Source organism: Rhodococcus sp. WY5 (assembly GCF_018588185.1).
In the GTDB taxonomy this organism is placed as follows: Bacteria; Actinomycetota; Actinomycetes; order Mycobacteriales; family Mycobacteriaceae; genus Rhodococcus_F; species Rhodococcus_F qingshengii.
In genome coordinates, this window is the sequence record NZ_JAAMPR010000001.1 from 918,828 (window position 1) to 934,078 (window position 15,251).

At 63.8% G+C, this 15,251-nt stretch carries 13 protein-coding genes; 4 read left to right on the plus strand and 9 right to left on the minus strand.

The window, feature by feature from the left end; translation table 11 throughout:
* Positions 1-34: 34 nt before the first annotated feature.
* Positions 35-955, plus strand: coding sequence for a VOC family protein (locus G4D79_RS04185; RefSeq protein WP_180279543.1), 921 nt, complete (start codon positions 35-37; stop codon positions 953-955).
* On the opposite strand, the gene G4D79_RS04190 is transcribed toward G4D79_RS04185, so the two are convergent.
* The 5 genes from G4D79_RS04190 to G4D79_RS04210 all read right to left on the minus strand — a co-directional run bounded on the left by G4D79_RS04190 (position 921) and on the right by G4D79_RS04210 (position 6,276).
* Positions 921-1,391 (minus strand): MarR family winged helix-turn-helix transcriptional regulator, encoded by a 471-nt coding sequence (locus G4D79_RS04190; RefSeq protein ID WP_073513727.1) that lies wholly within the window; start codon positions 1,389-1,391, stop codon positions 921-923. The two genes, G4D79_RS04185 and G4D79_RS04190, sit on opposite strands and share 35 nt — an antisense overlap.
* Positions 1,392-1,400: 9 nt before the next feature.
* Positions 1,401-2,324: an MBL fold metallo-hydrolase gene (locus G4D79_RS04195; RefSeq protein ID WP_099696941.1), complete on the minus strand. Its 924-nt coding sequence runs from the start codon at positions 2,322-2,324 to the stop codon at positions 1,401-1,403.
* Between the two features lie 110 nt (positions 2,325-2,434).
* A complete protein-coding gene (locus tag G4D79_RS04200; protein ID WP_007731824.1) occupies positions 2,435-3,586 on the minus strand; it encodes an acyl-CoA dehydrogenase family protein in 1,152 nt (383 codons plus the stop codon).
* Positions 3,587-3,588: 2 nt separating this feature from the next.
* Complete coding sequence (locus tag G4D79_RS04205; protein ID WP_007731825.1) at positions 3,589-4,770, minus strand: thiolase family protein; 1,182 nt, start codon at positions 4,768-4,770, stop codon at positions 3,589-3,591.
* A gap of 90 nt (positions 4,771-4,860) precedes the next feature.
* Positions 4,861-6,276 (minus strand): amino acid permease, encoded by a 1,416-nt coding sequence (locus tag G4D79_RS04210; protein ID WP_099696822.1) that lies wholly within the window; start codon positions 6,274-6,276, stop codon positions 4,861-4,863.
* Positions 6,277-6,447: 171 nt separating this feature from the next.
* On the opposite strand from G4D79_RS04210, the gene G4D79_RS04215 reads away from it, so the two are divergent.
* The gene (locus G4D79_RS04215; protein ID WP_003943944.1) at positions 6,448-7,941 is read left to right on the plus strand and encodes a PucR family transcriptional regulator; all 1,494 of its coding nucleotides are present in this window, start codon (positions 6,448-6,450) and stop codon (positions 7,939-7,941) included.
* 102 nt (positions 7,942-8,043) lie between these two features.
* On the opposite strand, the gene G4D79_RS04220 is transcribed toward G4D79_RS04215, so the two are convergent.
* Entirely contained in the window at positions 8,044-9,606 is a 1,563-nt protein-coding gene (locus G4D79_RS04220) for a SpoIID/LytB domain-containing protein (RefSeq protein WP_099696823.1), read from the minus strand.
* 331 nt (positions 9,607-9,937) lie between these two features.
* On the opposite strand from G4D79_RS04220, the gene G4D79_RS04225 reads away from it, so the two are divergent.
* Positions 9,938-11,911, plus strand: a complete 1,974-nt coding sequence (locus G4D79_RS04225) for an N-acetylmuramoyl-L-alanine amidase (protein WP_047272750.1) — start codon at positions 9,938-9,940, stop codon at positions 11,909-11,911.
* Between the two features lie 37 nt (positions 11,912-11,948).
* On the opposite strand, the gene G4D79_RS04230 is transcribed toward G4D79_RS04225, so the two are convergent.
* From G4D79_RS04230 to G4D79_RS04240, 3 genes are read right to left on the minus strand one after another with little or no spacing between them, the layout of a single operon-like run.
* Positions 11,949-12,770, minus strand: a complete 822-nt coding sequence (locus G4D79_RS04230; RefSeq protein WP_037131235.1) for a Cof-type HAD-IIB family hydrolase — start codon at positions 12,768-12,770, stop codon at positions 11,949-11,951.
* Between the two features lie 53 nt (positions 12,771-12,823).
* Positions 12,824-13,558: a 1-acyl-sn-glycerol-3-phosphate acyltransferase gene (locus tag G4D79_RS04235; protein ID WP_054188660.1), complete on the minus strand. Its 735-nt coding sequence runs from the start codon at positions 13,556-13,558 to the stop codon at positions 12,824-12,826.
* Between the two features lie 3 nt (positions 13,559-13,561).
* On the minus strand, positions 13,562-14,317 hold the full coding sequence (locus G4D79_RS04240; protein ID WP_042921233.1) for a 1-acyl-sn-glycerol-3-phosphate acyltransferase: 756 nt from the start codon (positions 14,315-14,317) through the stop codon (positions 13,562-13,564).
* Between the two features lie 93 nt (positions 14,318-14,410).
* Between G4D79_RS04240 and G4D79_RS04245 the strand changes: the two genes are divergently transcribed.
* Positions 14,411-15,250 carry a hypothetical protein gene (locus G4D79_RS04245; RefSeq protein ID WP_042921235.1) on the plus strand — a complete coding sequence of 280 codons (840 nt, stop codon included), beginning with the start codon at positions 14,411-14,413 and terminating at the stop codon, positions 15,248-15,250.
* The last annotated feature ends 1 nt before the right edge of the window (position 15,251 follow it).

Sequence of the window (15,251 nt, forward strand, 5' to 3'; positions counted from 1 at the left end):
CAGCAACCATCAAGTGCATTCGAGGGAGATCATCGTGATCCAGGAACTGTCGTATATCGGAGTCGCGTCACCCAGGGCTCAGGACTGGAGAAAGTACGGAACCGGACTTCTGGGCGCGAAACTGTCACCAGACGGGCCGGATGGCGCAATCCGGCTCGCAGTAGACGACGTCAACTATCGAATTGCCGTCCACCCCGGCAAGGTAGACGAATTCCTGTACGCCGGTTGGGCAATGGCCAATGAATCCGATCTTCACTCGTTCGCCGCGCACCTCGACCGGAGCGGCATCACGCTGCACGACGGCAATCCCGACCTGCTCGCCGAGCGGCAAGTCGCCGAACTCGTGTGGTTCACCGACCCATGGGGAACTCGACACGAGATTTCGTGGGGAAAGGCATCGACGCCACTGTCGTTCACACCGGGTCGTGTCATGCGCGGCGGATTCGTGACCGGAGATCAAGGCCTGGGCCACATCGTTTTACAGGTACCGAATATCGAGGAAGCCAACAAGTTTTACGTGGATGTGCTGGGTTTCCGACTATCGGACCGGATCACCAACGACCAATTCACCGTGCGCTTCTATCACGTCAACGGACGTCATCATTCACTTGCACTGGCCGAATATCCCGGCCACGTCGGATTCAACCACCTCATGCTCGAAGTCGAATGCATGGACGATCTCGGACGCCTGATCGATCTTCTCGACAGCCACGACACCGAGGTCATGCAAACGCTGGGGCGCCACACCAATGACCTGATGACGTCGATCTACATCGGCAGCCCGTCCGGTCTGCAGATCGAGTACGGGTTCGGTGGACTCACCGTTGACGATCTGAGTTGGGTGGCAAGAACTTACAACCAACCGAGTTACTGGGGCCACAAGCGTCCAGCCGAGACGAGCAAAAGAGTACCCGGAATCATCAGGCCTCTGACGGCCGCGCCGTCGGCCCCGTGAGCTTGGCGGATACGACCGTCAATGTCTCACGTTCCCGATCGGTCAACGACTCGAAGACCTCTTGCTCGACGCCGTCGAGGGCCGCATCACCCTCGATCAACTTCGCTACTCCGGAGTCCGTGATCGAAACGACCTGCCTACGCCGATCAGATTGATCACGTTCGCGCACAACGTATCCCGACTCCTGCAGACTGTCGAGATAGGCAACGATGTCACCGGGGTCGACCACCACTCGGGAAGCAAGCTCCTTTTGATGGCATGGGCCGAGTTCATCGAGTGTGCTGAGAATGGCGTGATGATTGGGCAGCAGTCCGACGCGAGACAAAGCCTCCGCGTACGACTGCCTCACGCGGAGTGCGGCTTTGACCAAGCCGTATCCGATCCGACTCGAAAGCGGCCTGCCGGAGAGCGATGGCGTCGATTCGGTCGCAGGCATTGGCCCATTCTATGCAGGCCTCGCAACATATATCGAAGGTGCCATCGGGCGATCGTCCTCGTTCAACCGAACCGTGATCGGTTTGTCGACCGGAAAGTGTGCGGGAAGTAGAAGCAGTCCCTCCGACGCGCAGCGTTCGAGAAGTTCGCGGCGGGTGACCCTGGCGATCTCGGGATCCGCGTCGCCGCCCTGACTGAGGTCCGGGTACAGAAACTGGATCGGATGGTGGATCACATCGCCGGAGATGACGGCGCCGCCGTCGGCAGTGCGAATCTCGATCACGATATGGCCCGGCGTGTGGCCGGGCGCGCTGCGAACGACGACGCGTGTGCCTTCGGACTCGACCAGGACGTGGCCGTCGTCGACCGCCTCCCACTTCGCCCCGTCCAGAACGGGACGGACGCTGTCCTCGAAGGTCTGCGCCAGATCCGAGACCACTCCTTCGTGTGGACCGTCGGCAGCGAGTTGTTCGAGCGCGGCCAGTTCGGTGCGATCGAAAATGTAGGTCGCGCGGGGGAAGGTAGGCCGCCAGGTTTCGGCGTCGAGGGCGGTGTTCCAGCCACAGTGGTCGGGGTGCAGATGTGTGCTGACCACCAGATCGACGTCGTCGACGGACACACCGGTGGCTGCGAAGCGTGCGAGGTAGTCGGTACCGAACATGTGATGCGGCAAGAGGTTCGGCCGGTGCTTGCTGTTGCCGTTACCGGTGTCGACGACGACGGCCTTGCCGCCGATCTCCACCAGGTAGGTGTGGATGGCAAGCACGAGGTCACCACTACCCTCGTCGAAGAACTCCGGTGCCAGCCGCGCCGACGCTTCACTGATCTCGGCCTCACTCGCCTGGGGAAAGAGCTCTCGCGGCGGAAACGGCCAGTGCGCCAGCTCTGTCAGTTGGGTGACGCGTGCCGACCCGACGTCGATGGTGAAGCTCATCAGTGTTTGCCTTCCGAACAGCTCGATACCGCTTGTGGGCACACACAAAGGCACCCACCGAAATGCTCGGTGGGTGCCTGGTCGGTGTCAATGGTTTTCGACGCCGGTGATCAAAGACTCTTCGCGATGATGCCCTTCATCACTTCGTTGGCGCCGGCGTAGATCTTCTGGACGCGGGAGTCCTCGTACATGCGCGCGATCGGGTATTCACGCATGTAGCCGTATCCGCCGTAGAGCTGCACGCACCGGTCGACGACGGCGCATTGCTGCTCGGTGAGCCAGTACTTGACCATCGCGGCGTCTGCGCCGTCCAGCTCGCCGTTGAGGTGATCCTCGATGCAGTTGTCGAGGAAGACACGGCAGGTGCGTGCGATCGTCTGGCACTCAGCCAGCTCGAAGGCGGTGTTCTGGAACTCGAAGAGGCTGTGCCCGAACGCTTGACGCGCCTTGGTGTATGCGACGGTCTCCTCGACTGCACGCTCGATGGTGCCGATGGCCTGCGCGCCGATGATGAGGCGTTCCTGCACCAGCTGCGCCATCAACTGACCGAAGCCGAGCCCCTCGGACTCACCGAGGAGGTTCGAGACGGGAACGCGAACGTCGGTGAAGGACAGCTCCGACGTATCGGCGCCGTGCTGACCGACCTTGTCGAGCACGCGGCCGACCGCAAAGCCTTCGCAGTCACGAAGATCCACAATCAGGAGCGAGACACCCTTGGCGCCCGCCTTGGGGTCGGTCTTGACGGCAAGCACGATCATGTCGGCGCTGCCACCATTGGTGATGAAGGTCTTCGACCCGTTCACGACGTAGTGGTCACCGTCACGGATCGCGGACGTGGTGATTGCCTTGAGGTCGGAACCTGTTCCTGGCTCGGTCATTCCGATGGCGCCGAGGATTTCGCCCGTCGCCATACCTGGCAGCCAGGCCTTCTTCTGCTCTTCGCTTCCGTACTCGAGCACGTAGTGGGCGACGATGCCACTGTGCACGGAGTTACCGAGCGCATAGTCACCGCAGTAGCCCTGCGCCTCGAAGACAGCGAGATCGTGCGCGAAAGTTCCACCGCCCCCGCCGTATTCCTCGGGAATCGAGCAGCACAGCAGGCCGAGCTTGCCGGCTTCGAGCCACACGGACCGGTCGACGCGATGCTGAGCGTCCCACTGCTCACGCTTGGCGATCAGTTCACGATCGAAGAAACCACGGGCCAGTTCGGCTACTGCGGTGATCTCGTCGTCGTGCCACGACGGCTTGCGCTTGGTCGCCATGATCAGACCCGCTTCAGCAGGGCAGCGAGTGCCTGACCGCCGCCGATGCACATGGTGACGATGCCGAATTCGAGGTCGCGGCGAACCATGTCGCGCGCGGCACGCAGGGTCAGGATGGCTCCGGTGGCGCCGACCGGGTGTCCGAGGGCGATCGCTCCGCCGTACGGGTTGGTCTTCTCCGGATCCAGGCCACTGTCACGGATGACGGCGATGGCCTGCGAAGCGAACGCCTCGTTGACCTCGGCGGTGCCGATGTCGGAAGGCTTCAATCCTGTTTGCGCAAAGAGCTTTTCGAGAGCGAGCACGGGAGCGTAGCCCATCAGGCCGGGCTCCATGGCTGCCGTCGTGACGGTTTCGAGCGTGACCAGTCCGGTGAGACCGCGCTTGGCTGCCTCGGTGCCCGTCGCGAGGACGAGTGCGCCGGCGCCGTCGTTGATGCCCGACGCGTTACCGGCGGTGACGGATCCGCCCTCTTCGAATGCGGGGCGCAGCTTGGCGAGGGTTTCGACGGTGGTTCCGGGCTTGGGATGCTCGTCCTCGGTGACGGTGACGGAGCGCCGACCACCGGTCTCTACGGGAGTGATTTCCTCGGCGAATGCCGCCTTCGCTGCGTCGGTAGCGGCGCGGCGCTGAGATTCGACGGCGAACTCGTCCTGCTGCTCGCGACTGACGCCGTACTTACGGGCGACGGCTTCGGCAGTGCGGCCCATGTGAGCCTTGCTGAACGGGTCGGTGAGCATCGCGACGGTGCCGTCGACGAGGCTGCGATCGCCGAGCTTGTAGCCCGAGCGGGCGGCGAAGTCGTAGAAGGGCATGCGAGACATGCTCTCGTCACCGCCGGCGAGCGTGATGGCAGCTGCGCCCCATCGCATCTGCATCGCCGCAGACCACACAGCCTGCAGGCCGCTTCCACAGAGGCGGTTGACGGTGTAGGCGGGGACGTTCTCGGGCAGTCCGGCGGCGATGCCGACGCGGCGTGCGTTGTAGGCGTCCGGGCCGACCTGGCCGATGCAGCCCATGACGACCTCGTCGATGTCTTCGGGCGCAACGCCGGCGCGGCTCAGCGCGGCCTTGGCTGCTGCGGCGCCCAGCTCGTGTGCGGGTACGTCCTTGAAGACGCCGCCGAAGCTACCGACGGGGGTCCTGGCCCCGTCGACGATGACGATCGGTTCGGGTGTGGTCATGATTGTCCCCATCTGCTGTGCTCACGTCGATTTCTCTGTCCGTGGCCGATACTAGGACATCGAAGTATCTCGCAGATGGGGACGTTGGTGTCAGGGTGTGGGAGCGCTCTCGGCGACGGGCACGACCTCGGCGTCGGCGTCGGCGTCGGTGTCTTTGTGGTTCCGGTAGCGGTAGAGCCCGATACCCACGAGGATCGCTGCAAGTCCCAGGGACACGATCATCTGGCTGCGCGTCGAGTCCAGGGTGAGCATGCCGATGCAGAGCGCGATGATGGCGGCGATCGTGGCGTAGGTCAGGTACGGGAAGAACCACATCTTGAGTTCCAGCTCCTGGCCCGAAGCTTCGAGCTTGCGGCGGGTGCGCAGCTGGGACACCGAGATGACCAGCCAGACGAACAGCGCGATCGCACCGGAGGAGTTGACCAGGAACAGGAAGACCTTGTCCGGGGAGAGGTAGTTCATGCCGACGGTCAGGAAGCCGACGATCGTCGAGACCAGGACAGCGCGCATCGGGACGCCGGTCTTCTCGATACGTGAGAGCGACTTGGGGGCGTCGCCGCGGCCGGCGAGGGAGAAGATCATGCGGCTCGCGGTGTAGAGACCCGAGTTGAGGCAGGACAGAACCGACGTGAGGACGACGACGTCCATGATGTTGCCCGCGGCCGGAATGCCGTAGGAGTCCATGACGGCGACGTACGGGCTGAGTGCAACCGACGCGCTGTCCCAGGGAAGCAGGGTGACGACCACCGCGATCGAGCCGATGTAGAAGATGAGAATTCGCCAGACGACGGATTTGACGGCTGCGCGAACAGCTTCGAGCGGGTTGGCCGATTCACCGGCGGCGATCGTGGCGATTTCGGCCCCGAAGAACGAGAACACGACCACAAGGACTGCGGCGAGCATCGCTCCTGTTCCGTTCGGCAGGAAGCCGCCGTGACCGGTCAGGTTTGTCATTCCGGGTGCTTCGACGCCGGGCATCCATCCGCAGATCGCCACGATGCCCATGCCGAGGAACGCGATGATGGCGACGACCTTGATGGAGGCGAACCAGAACTCGAACTCGCCGAACGACTTGACCGAGATGATGTTGGTCAGCGTCAGCACGATCATCAGAATCAATGCCCAGGTCCACTGGGGAACGCCGGGGACCCAGCGATTCATGATGAGGGCACCGGCGGTGGCCTCGATACCGAGCACGATGATCCAGAACCACGCGTACAGCCAGCCGATCGAGAAGCCCGCCCAGCGGCCGATGGCCTTGTCGGCGTACGAGGAGAACGAGCCGGTTTCCGGCGACGCTGCCGACATCTCACCGAGCATGCGCATCACGAGGATGACGACGACGCCGGCAAGCGCGTAGGAAATCAGGACACCGGGTCCCGTCTCCTGGATCGCCACACCGGAGCCGACGAACAGTCCGGCGCCGATGACGCCTGCGATCGCAATCATCGACAGATGCCGCTTCTTCAGCGTGTGCTGAAGTGCCGGCTGGTCTGTACTGGACATCAGTACTCCTTGTGGGCTGTTCGGAACGTGGATCTCGGTGGCGCTCTATCCGGAGCGCATTTTCGATAGCGCCAGTGTCGGACCTTCGGCAAGCTCGCGTCAGGCTCCACTTTGTACAAACGTGACCGCAGGCACTACAAAGTGGCAAGTTCGAGGTGTCAGACTGGACTCATGCCCATCACGCTCCGCCAGCTTTGTGCGACCGAACAGTTCGGCCTTCGCGTCCTGGCTGGGCACGACCAGCTCGATCGCACCCTGACCTGGGCACATGTCTCCGAACTTCCCGACCCGACGCCCTTCCTCGACGGCGGTGAACTACTACTCATCACCGGGGTGTCACTACCGACGACGGCCGCGGAAACGACCCGATTCGTACGGACCCTGGTGGCGGCCGGAATTGCCGGAATCGGTTTCGGAACCGGCCTCGGATACGAGCAGGCGCCACAGACTCTGGTGGATGCGGCCACCCGTTTCAGTGTGCCCCTTCTCGACGTCCCATTGCGAACACCTTTCATCGCCCTGACCAAAGCGGTGTCGAAGGCGCAATCCGACGACGACATGAAAGCGCTGCGCAGCAATTACCAGAGCCTGCGGCGACTGCTTCAAGCTGCGGTGACGGTCAACGGCACCCGGGCAGTCGTACGACGGGTGGCGGAATTGATCGGCGGATGGGCGGCTCTGCTGGACTCGGCCGGACATACCGTCGAGATCTCACACACCGCCGCGGCCGCCGGAATCGAGCGAACTGCCCCCGAGCGCGACGCCCGCCCGATGGAAGTCAGTTTCCTCACGAGTGAGAACGAGGACGTCATCTCCCATCCGCTGCTGACGTCGAGGGGAAAGCTGATGGGGTACCTCGTCGCCGGCTGCCCCGGCGCCGTCGGTTCACTGAATCAGGGCATCGTCATCGCAGCCGCGTCTCTGCTCACGTTGATGACGGCTCGAACCCGAGACGCACAGCTGACGATGAACCACCTTCGTACCGTTGCGATGCATCAGCTGTTCGAGGGACAGAATGCGCTCGCCCGCAACATCTCCGGGGAACTGTGGGGAGGATTTCCGGTCGAGCCTTTCCAGGTCTTCCACGTAGCGGGCCCGAGTGGCCTGCTCGAGAGCGTGTCCGTCTCACTGCTCGATGGTCTCAGCCGCGATCTGGCGTTCGGCATCACCGACGGTGCACTGATTGCCGTCGTCTCGGCTACCGACAGCGGGCGAATCCTCGCCCGTGTCAACGAAATCGACGTCACCGTCGGCGTGTCGGACATGCTGTGGTGGGACGATCTCTCGCGCGCCAGACGCCAAGCCGCGCAGGCAGCAGCCGAGGCCGGTGCCCGCAACCTGCCTTCGATGCGGTTCGCCGAACTCTCGGAGAGCGGATTGTCCGCATTTCTCGACCAGGATCGCTCGACGGCATTCGCGGCGGCACACTTGCGCCCGCTTCTGGAAGCGAAGGGCGGTAGCGATCTCTACCGGACCTTGGCCATGTGGTTGGCACACAACGGGGTGGGCGACGCCGCAGCCACAGCGCTGAATATTCATCGGCATACGTTGCGCAGCAGACTCGCTCGGATCGAGAGCCTTCTCCAGCTCGACCTCGGCTCCCCCACGGAACGTGCGGAGTTGTGGCTCGAGTACCGCCTGCTCGGCGACGCCCCGACCATCTGACCGACAACCAACGAACCCTGAACGACCTGAAGGGCCTCCGCCGGGTTACGGCAGAGACCCTTCAGAGTCGATACGTGCGAGTCGCTACCGACCGACCTTCCCCTAGCTTCCGCCCGTCGGTATCCACTCGCGGAGCACGTTGGCATCAACTACCTGCGCGCCCAAAACCTTTGTCCAGATGATGGTTCCGTTTTCGTAGACACGGAAAGTGCCTGCTTCGGAGGGCAACTGCATCTCCGGGCCGGCAGGAGCACCGAGAGAGCCGCTTTCACCGCCGAGCTCCCGATACTTCTTCTCGATCTGCGTCTCCGTAACCGTACCCGATGGATCGTCGGATGGCGAATTGGATTCCGGCACTGTCGATTCCGAATCCGGTGCCACTACCACACCCGCACCGTCACCGATGGTGAACCAGTCGGATTTCAGGCCGAGTTTCTGGCGGAACTGAATTCCGGTGGCGCCAACAGTTGCATCTGTTCCGACTACCTCGACTGCCGTCACTCGCCCGCCGTCGGTACCGAATCCGTTGCGCGAGAGAATCTTGAGCGATTGCAGCTCACCCACATCGAAGGCCTCCGCAATCTGCCCTGCGGTCAGATTCACTGTCCAGTCATGATTCGGAGAAAGGGCATCACCGAGATCCTCGACGGCCGGGAATTCACCGCCGGAGCTGTAACCTCCTGTGGACGAGGAGAATTCGGTGGCAACAATCTTGCCGTCACGCGACAGAACGGCGCCGGCGGTGGACCGGACGGCTTCGGTGGTGCGGGGATCTTCCTTGCCCGCTCCGCCGTAGACCTGGCAGTCCTGAGTGTCGCAGGTGTCGGCGTACGAGCTGCGATGCTCGGTCGCAGCGTACGAGCGTGCTGCCACGGCTTGCGCCCGTAGCGCTTCGGCCCCACCGGAATCGGCCCATTCGGCCTTCGCTTCGACCGGCACCACGCCGAGCAGGTAGTCCTCCATGTCGAGGAGATTGACTGTCCGAGCCGAGCCGTTGTCGAGCACTACGCCGAGGGCGCCTCGATAGGGCGCGTCGTTGTTGCACAGCTTCAGGAACTGGTCGGCGGGTCGATCAGGACCGAGGTCCACCGGGTCCACCCACGGATGGTCGGTGACCGCTTCCCAGACAACCCCGCCACCACACCCGCTGGTGACCACTACCTGCGCACCGCCCCCGGGCAGTGCAGTGAGATGGGCAGCCTCGCCGGGCGCGGTGCGCTGACCGTTGACCACGAGGCCGGCGTCGGAGTAGACGTCGAGCGTCGAGTTGTCCTGGGCCGTGAGCCGCACACTCATCTGGGCAGGCGGCATCGAGTCCAGGACGGTTCCCCCATAGTAGTGACTGAGGATTCGCTCGCCGGACCAGCCGTCGTTCTTGGCGTAGCCGTAAGCGCCCCACTGGCCCATTCCACGGCCATGTCCGTTGCCGTGCCCGGAGAGCGTGAACTGCGTGTCGGCAGCGACGGCGTGCAGGATCGACGGCTCGTCAGCGCGGATTTGCGTGAAACCTCCGATCGCGACGCCGAGCGCAAGAGCCGGAACGAGACCGAGGACCGAGATCCGCATCAGCGAGGTTCGCCTCCCGGGTCCGCCCACCAGAAAGCGACCTGCGCGACCGGACACAGGCTTCTTACCTGCAGTTCCGCTTCTTCCGCTTCTCGCCATCAATGCTCTCCTCATCGCTACCGGCCTCACGAGTCCGCGAAGTCGGTACTTCGCGCGCAGGCCAGTCCACAACGATTTAACTAAAGTCTCACCCTAAGGTTGAGCGTTATGGACTTTTGTGACTAGTGTGGCAAGAGTGTTTGGAGTTAGCAACACCAGTCACACGAGTCACATCAGCATCACGAGTTGCAGACGTACGCGTCCGAAAACTGGAGTTCAACCCCAGAACATGGCATCCGACCTGCTCGGATCCGGTTTTGAAGGATTCCGTTCACGGCCGTCATCGGCCCTGAAGTTCGCTCGCAAGTAACTACAACCGAGGAGTAATCCCTTGCCACACCGTCGACCGAAGCCCTCGCTCGTACTCGGGGCTGTAGCCGCAGTGGCTGTCGCAAGTCCTTTTGCGGTCTACGGCTTCACGAGCACTACGTCCGATGTACGTTCCGCGAACGAGACGACGTCAGTAGCAGTGCCGACCCAGATCGCAGAGGTGCTCCTCGCGTCGGTGCCCGACATCATCATTCCGGTCAAGGAGCTGACCGGTCTCGATCTCCCCGACATCAACCTGGGCGATCTCAGAAACCTCAAGCTCCCGACCGAAATCCCGCTACCTCCCGGGATCACGCTGCCGACCGAGCTGTTCCCGGCACCCGCTGCTCCCGGCGCCCCGACCGAAACCGCTCCGGTTCCTTCCGAGGAAGAGCCAGGTGCCGTGGTCAAGGAAGTCACCCGCGACACTCCGTTCAGCATGGTCGCGTTGACCTCGGACACCATCGCCTCGGCGCAGTCCAAGGTCCGCGCCCTGGCCGAAGACGGCACCTGGGGCCCGTGGTTCACCCCTGACGCCATCGACTCCGCCAGCTCGGATCAGGCCACCAACTCCGGTACCGCCACCGAACCGGTCTTCGTCGGCGCCACCAAGTCCATCCAGATCCTCACGCCGCAGGGTGCCGCTGCTCCCGCAGCCGAGGCTGTGCCGGCCCCGGCTCCGGAAGCTGCCCCCGCGCCCGCTCCGGAAGCTGCCCCCGCTGAAGCACCCGCAGCCACCGGCGAACTCGGGTACACACCCGCTTCGGTGTCCAAGCCGCTTCGCCAGGTGACGACGGCAGCAGATGCCGTCACCGCCGTGTTGATCGACCCGGGTGCCAGCGAGGCAGACAGCAATCTGCAGGCCGTCGCAGCGCCGCTCGGCGGCAGCGGACCGTCCGTCATCACCCGCGCTCAGTGGGGAGCAGACGAGTCACTTCGCTGCGACTCCCCCACCTACGACGACTTCATCGGTGGCGCGACCGTTCACCACACCGCAGGTAGCAACAACTACACGAAGGCCGAATCGGCCGGCATCGTCCGCTCGATCTACGCCTACCACGCACAGACGCTCGGCTGGTGCGACGTCGGATACAACGTCCTCGTCGACAAGTACGGTCAGACCTTCGAAGGCCGCGCAGGCGGACTCGACAAGGCAGTTCAGGGTGCACACGCGGGTGGATTCAACGAGAACACCACCGGTATCGCGATGATGGGCGACTACTCCACCGTCGAGCCTTCGCAGGCGACGCTCAACGCCGTCGGCAAGTTCCTCGGTTGGAAGCTCGGCATGGCCGGACTCGATCCCAAGGGCCGAACGACGATGTACTCCGAGGGCACCGAGTTCACGCCGTACCCGCAGGGCGCAGCAGTCGATCTGCCGATCATCTTCGCCCACCGCGACGTCGGAAACACCGCGTGCCCGGGTGATGCCGCATACGCACACATGAACGACATCCGGAACATCGCGGCCGCGAACATCGGGGGAACGTTGAACCCCTCGAACCCTTCCAATCCGTCGACGCCTGCGCCCAAGCCGACCACTCCGGTCGACACGGTCACCGGTGGCACCGGTTCGTCGATCCCGGATCTGGTCACCCAGATTCTGCAGATCACCGACAATTCACCGCTCGCGCAGAAGTGGATCGCCGAAGGTGGCGAGATCGGACGCCTCGGCCAGGCACTGTCCGGAATTCTGCAGGCGAAGCTCGGCAACCAGGGTGCGCTGTTCCAGAACGGCGCTGTCTACACCTCGCCGAACGGCGGAGTGTTCACCGTGCTCGGCGAGATCTTCAAGTCGTGGCAGAGTTTCGGTTCCGACGCGGGTGAACTGGGATTGCCGATCTCGGACGAGTACTCGATCCCGGACGGCCTGCGCAGTGACTTCGAGAACGGTTCGCTGATCTTCAACCAGATCACCGGCATGGTCACGAAGGTCCTCAAGACCTACAACGAGACCTTTGCCCAGGAAATGGCCAACAGCGCGCCTGTCGGCTGACACTCGAGCAGTACACGTCCTCGGGCGCTGGTGGGTTCTACGACCACCAGCGCTCGAGGACTTTTGCGACCCCGTGTGCCGAATTGGTGTCGGTGACCTCGTCGGCTGCGGCTTTGGCTTCGGGGTGAGCGTTGCCCATGGCGACGCCGAGTCGAGCCATCCCCAGCATCGGGATGTCGTTGGGCATGTCTCCGAAGGCCACCAGACCCGACAGGTCGAAGCCGAACCTCTCCGCGGCAGCAACCAGGCCCGACGCCTTCGTGATGCCCGGCGCCGAGAGTTCGATCAGTCCGTTCTCGGTGGAGTACGTCATGTCGGCGAGCGCACCGACGTGCGGGGCGAGCGTGTCGTACATCGCCGTGCTGGTCATGCCTGGACGGCGAATCAGGAGTTTGACGGCCGGCGCCGCAAGCACTTCGTCCTCGGACATCTCGGTGTTGTCCGGGTTGAGCCAGGCATGTTCGTAGTCCGGTGAGCTGACGAATTGTGGGGTGGCGGCGTCATGTGCGCTCTCCCCTACTCGTTCCGCGGCCAAACCTGCGCCCGGGAGTGCAACCAGTGCCAGCTCGGAGAGTTCGGTGAGTGCGTCGACCGACAAGGTCGCGGCGCTGAGGACGCGGTCGGCGTAGCTGTCGTAGACAACGGCACCGTTTGCGCAGACGGCGAGTGGCGCGTATCCCAAGCCCTCGACGACGGGCGAAATCCATCGCGGAGGACGCCCGGTTGCCAGCAGGAACGGCGTGCCGGATTCGACGACGGCATGCACGGCGGCGCGGGTGCGGGCACTGACCAACTCGTCGTGATCGATGAGGGTGCCGTCGACATCGGTCGCAACCAAGGTTGGGCGGTCAGGGCTGATACGACGGTCTGGGCTCACACCGCCATTGTGCCTGCCCGGTACGACGGTCTCGCTCAGCGCGCCCGCTTCGCGCGTTCCTGTGCGTCCATGGCCGCAGCTTCCTCCGGCGTCGGTGCGCCACCGCCGAGTCGACGAGGCACCCAGTACGCCCCGGGCTCGTGCACGAACCCGTCCTGAACGTGGCGCAGGATTGCATCCATCTCGATGCGCAGGATCTCGCTCAGCGCTTCGGCGGGCTCGACCGGATCGATCGGTGCACCCACCTCCACCGAGATCGGGAAATGATTGCGGCCCAGATTTTTCGGTCCGCCCTTGGTGACGATCCGCTGGGCGCCCCAGACGATCAGCGGAATTATCGGAACGCCGGCGTCGATGGCCATCCGAGCTGCTCCGGATTTCATTTCCTTGATCTCGAAGCTCCGGCTGATAGTCGCCTCCGGGTAGACGCCCACCAGTTCGCCCCGTTTCAGGGCGTCGACTCCGGCTCGATACGCCTGCGCTCCGGCAGAGCGATCGACTTCGATGACGCCGCATCCACGCATGAGGAAGCCGAGGACCTTGTTGTCCGCCAACTCGGCCTTTGCCATCACCCTGAGCTTGCGTTTCGCGGTACCGACCGCCAGGGCCGCCGGTATGAAATCGAGGTAGCTCGTGTGGTTGATCGCGATGACGGCACCGCCGGACACCGGGACGTGCTCCGTCCCGGTGCGGGTGACTTTCACGCCCTGGAAACCGCTCAGACCACGCGCGACTACCTCGACGGCGGTGTAAACGGGTTCGAAGGGCATGGGTCAGCCTTCGGACTTCCGCGCCTCGCGAGCCTTGGCTTTCGCCTCGGCCTCATCGGCATCCATCTTGTCGGCCTGCTCGAGCGTCGGCGCGCTGCCACCGAGGCGGGCCGGCACCCAGTACTCGCCGGCGGGATGGTCGTAGCTCTTCTGCAGATCGAGCAGCAACTCCTGCATCGTCGACCGCAGCTTCGCCGTCAGCTCACTCGCCGGCTCGAAAGGTGCAATCGGCTCGCCGACGGCAATGGAGATGGGAGTGTTGGTGCGGCCCAAACGCTTCGGATAACCCTTCGTCCACACGCGCTGAGCGCCCCAGATGACGACGGGAACGATCGGGACGCCCGCCTCGATCGCCATGCGGGCGGCGCCGGACTTGAATTCCTTGATCTCGAAGCTCCGACTGATCGTGGCTTCGGGGTACACGCCCACCAATTCGCCGCGCTTCAGGAAATCTACGGCCGCCTTGTAGGAGTCGGCGCCCGCGCCGCGGTCGACCGGGATGTGCTTGAGGGCCCGCATGATCGGTCCGGAGATCTTGTTGTCGAAGACCTCTTTCTTGGCCATGAACCGGATGTAGCGCTTCGGGGTCCGTGCCGGCAGTCCCGCATACGTGAAGTCCATGTACCCGGTGTGGTTGATCGCGATCACGGCGCCACCGGACGCCGGGATGTTCTGCTCTCCCTTGACGGAGAACTTCAGGCCCTCGAAAGCGAAGACGGTACGGGCGATGCCGATGACTGTTCTGTAAACGGGATCCACAGTTCGCTAGCGTAGACGGGAATCCGTGATCTGACCCGCAGCAGTTCTGGGGTGGATGTTGGTCAGAATGTCGCAAAAGGGGCGTACGAACGAATGAAGTCGGCAGGACGAGCGGCAGTGGGGGCAGTCGCACTCGCCATGACGTTGGCGATAACCGCATGTGAGGACGACGGACGGACGGGAATCCTGACGGACGAACCGTCTCCGCCGACGACTGAAACCACGACGACAACCACTCTCGCACCCACGACGACAATTGCGCCCGCTGCGCCGGTCGCGCCACCTCCGGTTGGTGACGTGCCCGGCAATCCGGCTGCTGCGCCGGCCTTGGCAGCTTGGGCAACGGACCTGGTGTCCTTGGACGTGGACGCGCTCACGAACGCATGCTGGACGATGCCGCCCACAACGATCGCCGACCGATACTCGGATGTTCCCGCCATCTTGACGGCCATCGCCGCACCAGGCGTCGACGGCCAGTACGCGGTCACCTGGAGCGGCGGCGGACTCTCCGTCGCCGCCAAGCGCTCGGAGATCGCTTCCGGCTATGCGTGCCCGTTCGTCTTCCCTGCGGGGCAATCAAACTTCTACACCGCGGCCGACGCTTCCCACGCCGTCGTCAGGTTTCTCTCACGCGCCACGGGACGGCCGGTCAATACCCGCGACGTCGAGACGTTCTATCCACTGATCTGCCCCGGCAACAGCCCGTGGGATCCGGACGGCACCGGCGCCACCGGCCAGCCGCCTCTCAAGCTCGATCCGAATCAGCTGGCCGGTATCAAGTCTTTCGACGCCGACGCTGCAACAGTCACTCCGGTTCGCGGCGACTACGTCCGTGTCACCCTGCCCGTCAGCGACGGAACCGGTAACTCGCGCTCGATGCAGTTCACCCTGTCGATCGGCCCCGAGGGATATTGCCTCGGGGCCGCGACCTGAA